Source organism: Rahnella sp. ChDrAdgB13, assembly GCF_017655185.1.
GTDB classification, from domain to species: Bacteria; Pseudomonadota; Gammaproteobacteria; order Enterobacterales; family Enterobacteriaceae; genus Rahnella; species Rahnella contaminans.
Genome location: NZ_JAEMGT010000224.1, coordinates 1 through 2,892 on the forward strand (window position 1 = coordinate 1; position 2,892 = coordinate 2,892).

Sequence of the window (2,892 nt, forward strand, 5' to 3'; positions counted from 1 at the left end):
CGAAAAGGTCTCATTCCTTGTAATAACTAAAATTAACGAAGGTAAATAGTAAATGGCGTGCGTGATGTGAAATTAGTATCCCGCATCAATGGTTGTACGGTTATCTGGAATTAAAGGAATCAATTATGGCAAAGGTTATTTTTGAATTTACCGAGAATGGCGCGACTCCTGGCGATAAGCCAGGATGCTTCTCCATTCCTGTCGCTATCAGTGTGGGCGTTGATGGGCTGAATGATGAAAGGCCTGGGCATTCTGAATGTCTGGCCGTGATTATGAAGAATCATGCACCTGCAATTATCAAAGCCGTAAATGAAGCTTATATGCACCAGATTAAGGCGTCTGGTTGTTTAAAAGTGAGTTCCGAATTTTTTAAAGTTAAAACACAGAAAGGGGATAAAAATGTCCATTAATCAGAAAGAAATCGTCGTTCCTGAAGGTTACATGCAAGACCGTAAAGGCCGTCTGGTGCCTATTGCGCAGGTTTCTGACTACGACCTTGAAATGGATGCGTTCGTGCGTTCCCAGGTCTCCAGTGCTGAAGAACTGCACCAGCATTTAAAGAAATTCAAAGGTCAGGCTTTCGATAATGCTTATGCCTGTCTTGATCTGCTTGCCGAGAAATACGAACGCAAGCCGGGCGGCGTTAAGGGCAATGTCACTTTCCCATCGTTTGACGGCAGCCAGCAGGTAAAAATCGCGGTGCAGGATTCGCTGACGTTCGGGCCGGAGCTGCAGGTGGCTAAAGACATTATCGATGAATGCCTGCGGGAGTGGTCAAAAGGTGCCGATGACAAGATTCAGGTACTGGTGGCGGATGCGTTCGAAGTCGATAAAGAAGGGAAACTGAGTACCAGCCGCATTCTCTCTCTGCGTCGGACAAAACTTGATGATCCACGCTGGCGTCAGGCGATGGACGCGATAGCCGAGTCGCTGCAGGTTGCGGTATCAAAGACTTATATTAATTTCAAAAAGAAAGACGAGTCTGGAAAGTTGGTCAGTATCGTCCTTGATATTGCGGGGGTCTGAGATGGCGAAGGATCCGGCTGGCGGGAGTCTGGTAAATCAGTATGCGCGATACGCCATTGGTGCGGTAAGGGCTGAGCAGGAACGGCGTTACAGCGAGGCTTCACAACTTTGGTATAAGGCTTCACTTTCCCCATGCTGTTCCGTGAATCTCGGGTGGGCCGAGAACCGCAAGGCGTTTTGCGACGGACTGATGGGCAGGCGTCTTCAGGAGGCGGCTAATGAATGCGAAGGAATTTAACGCACTTTATCCGGTCGGTAGCCGTTTTATTTATCAGCCTGTGAAAGCACTGCGTGGCGGGAAAGTTGTTAAGACTGTTGATGTAGCGCACGACCTGCGAAAAACCGAAGGTTTTAAAGAAGTGGCATTTGTCTAAATTAATTTAGAGCCTTATTTCGCTAACGTGGATTCATTAACGCCAGCAGGCTGAATTTAAAACTTAATTAAACAACCTTTAAATATGGCGTAAACCGTCAGGGGACTGCTTGCGCCTGAAACTCACTAAGGAGTTATTTTATGGAACAGGCATATAAAGAAATCATGCGAATTTTCATTTCAGAGATTATTTCTCAGCGTGATCTTTTAAGAGATGCACTGCATTCAGGCACGGAGAAAGCGCCTCAGCAGCTGTCAGAGATTTCTTCTCAACGAACAAAAGTTGAGCGTCCTTAATTTTCTTTTCAAGAATGCTCAGGTCGACGCTGTTAGTGGCCGCTAATGCCATTAACAGCGAACTCCATGCGGCCTGACAGGCAAGTATTTGTTCCATGATGATCTCGTTGTTTTCGGTGCTCATATTAACCTCTTGATTATGCCGAATTTGGCCGACCGATTATTACGAACATCGAAGATCAAATATTGATCAAAAACATATAAGTGAAATTGCGATGGAAAATAAAGAAAAGTATCTCGCCAAAATTAAAAAGCTTATGCGCCTGGCTCGCGGGACATCTAACCCGCAGGAAGCCGCTAATGCTATGTCTAAAGTTCAGGCATATATGCGGGAATATGGTCTGACAGAAAATGATGTCGAACTGGCCGAAGTGAAAGAGTTCTCCAGCACGGGTGCGCCGAGCAATGCCGAGAAAGTGCCGGAATATGTTTCTGCGCTTTCGACGCTGGTTTGTCGGGCCTTCGGGGTGAACTGCTATTACTCCCGCAAATACAGCCTCTCTGGTAGCGCTAAGCGCACCGTGTGTTTTTACGGCCCTGGCGAACGCGGAGAGATTGCGGCCTATGCCTTTGACGTTCTGGGGCGTCAGCTTCGGCAGGCCCGTAGCGAATATCAGGCAAAGTACTGTAAACGTTGCAAGCGGGCCACCGCTGTAGCGCGTGCCGATCAGTTCTGTGAGGGCTGGGTCAGTGGTGCCTATTACGCCATCCGGGAGTTTACGATCACCCCGGATGAAAGCAGGCAGATGGAACTGTATCACCAGCGTCTGCGCAACGATCGCGACATGACTGACCTCAAAACCCGCGATGCGGCTAAATGTCGGGGTGATCACGATGCGTCGTGGGCCGGATATGAAGAAGGCAAGAAGGCCAGACTGCATCATGCCGTAAACGGTCGGGGCAATGAGTTACTGGGGATCGGGAGGTAAACCATGTTTCTTTCAGTTAGCAGTTGCGCCTGTACCTGCAATGGCATGAACCGTGAGTACATGCTTAGCGACGGCAGCATTGTGACCGAGAACCTGTATCTGCCGACTTTCTCGCGCTTTCGTTACTTCGACTGCCACAGTCAGCGGGTTTATAAGAAATCAGAGCAGGCGGCGATGAAAAGCGCGGTAGAACGTCATAGAAAACAATGGAAAATCTCATGAATACAGAAAATATCTCTACGTCAGAACAGCGTAAAACTGTGGTGT

7 protein-coding genes are annotated in these 2,892 nt (G+C 48.1%); 6 read left to right on the forward strand and 1 reads right to left on the reverse strand.

Annotated elements, in window-relative coordinates:
- The first annotated feature begins 125 nt into the window (after positions 1-125).
- The 4 genes from J8X26_RS27030 to J8X26_RS27045 are packed head-to-tail and all read left to right on the forward strand — an operon-like array spanning position 126 to position 1,400.
- Positions 126-410 carry a hypothetical protein gene (locus J8X26_RS27030; protein WP_208952601.1) on the forward strand — a complete coding sequence of 95 codons (285 nt, stop codon included), beginning with the start codon at positions 126-128 and terminating at the stop codon, positions 408-410.
- Positions 400-1,026, forward strand: a complete 627-nt coding sequence (locus J8X26_RS27035; protein ID WP_208952602.1) for a DUF3164 family protein — start codon at positions 400-402, stop codon at positions 1,024-1,026. Before J8X26_RS27030 ends, J8X26_RS27035 begins: the two co-directional genes overlap by 11 nt.
- A gap of 1 nt (position 1,027) precedes the next feature.
- Positions 1,028-1,264, forward strand: a complete 237-nt coding sequence (locus J8X26_RS27040) for an ANR family transcriptional regulator (protein ID WP_208952603.1) — start codon at positions 1,028-1,030, stop codon at positions 1,262-1,264.
- Positions 1,245-1,400, forward strand: a complete 156-nt coding sequence (locus J8X26_RS27045; protein WP_208952604.1) for a hypothetical protein — start codon at positions 1,245-1,247, stop codon at positions 1,398-1,400. The genes J8X26_RS27040 and J8X26_RS27045 overlap by 20 nt, the downstream gene beginning before the upstream one ends.
- Positions 1,401-1,586: 186 nt before the next feature.
- Here the strand turns inward: J8X26_RS27045 and J8X26_RS27050 are convergent, their stop codons facing one another.
- On the reverse strand, positions 1,587-1,820 hold the full coding sequence (locus tag J8X26_RS27050; protein ID WP_208952605.1) for a hypothetical protein: 234 nt from the start codon (positions 1,818-1,820) through the stop codon (positions 1,587-1,589).
- A 91-nt stretch (positions 1,821-1,911) separates the two neighbouring features.
- Between J8X26_RS27050 and J8X26_RS27055 the strand changes: the two genes are divergently transcribed.
- Both J8X26_RS27055 and J8X26_RS27060 read left to right on the forward strand, forming a co-directional pair.
- Entirely contained in the window at positions 1,912-2,625 is a 714-nt protein-coding gene (locus J8X26_RS27055; RefSeq protein ID WP_208952606.1) for a DUF2786 domain-containing protein, read from the forward strand.
- Positions 2,626-2,628: 3 nt separating this feature from the next.
- A complete protein-coding gene (locus tag J8X26_RS27060) occupies positions 2,629-2,847 on the forward strand; it encodes a hypothetical protein (RefSeq protein ID WP_208952607.1) in 219 nt (72 codons plus the stop codon).
- Positions 2,848-2,892: the final 45 nt, after the last annotated feature.

What these genes read in the sequence shown, in the direction of transcription:
- J8X26_RS27030 (WP_208952601.1), top strand. Translation starts at nt 126, where the DNA reads ATGGCAAAGGTTATTTTTGAATTTACCGAGAATGGCGCGACTCCTGGC.
- J8X26_RS27035 (WP_208952602.1), top strand. Translation starts at nt 400, where the DNA reads ATGTCCATTAATCAGAAAGAAATCGTCGTTCCTGAAGGTTACATGCAA.
- J8X26_RS27040 (WP_208952603.1), top strand. Translation starts at nt 1,028, where the DNA reads ATGGCGAAGGATCCGGCTGGCGGGAGTCTGGTAAATCAGTATGCGCGA.
- J8X26_RS27045 (WP_208952604.1), top strand. Translation starts at nt 1,245, where the DNA reads ATGAATGCGAAGGAATTTAACGCACTTTATCCGGTCGGTAGCCGTTTT.
- J8X26_RS27050 (WP_208952605.1), bottom strand. Translation starts at nt 1,820, where the DNA reads ATGAGCACCGAAAACAACGAGATCATCATGGAACAAATACTTGCCTGT.
- J8X26_RS27055 (WP_208952606.1), top strand. Translation starts at nt 1,912, where the DNA reads ATGGAAAATAAAGAAAAGTATCTCGCCAAAATTAAAAAGCTTATGCGC.
- J8X26_RS27060 (WP_208952607.1), top strand. Translation starts at nt 2,629, where the DNA reads ATGTTTCTTTCAGTTAGCAGTTGCGCCTGTACCTGCAATGGCATGAAC.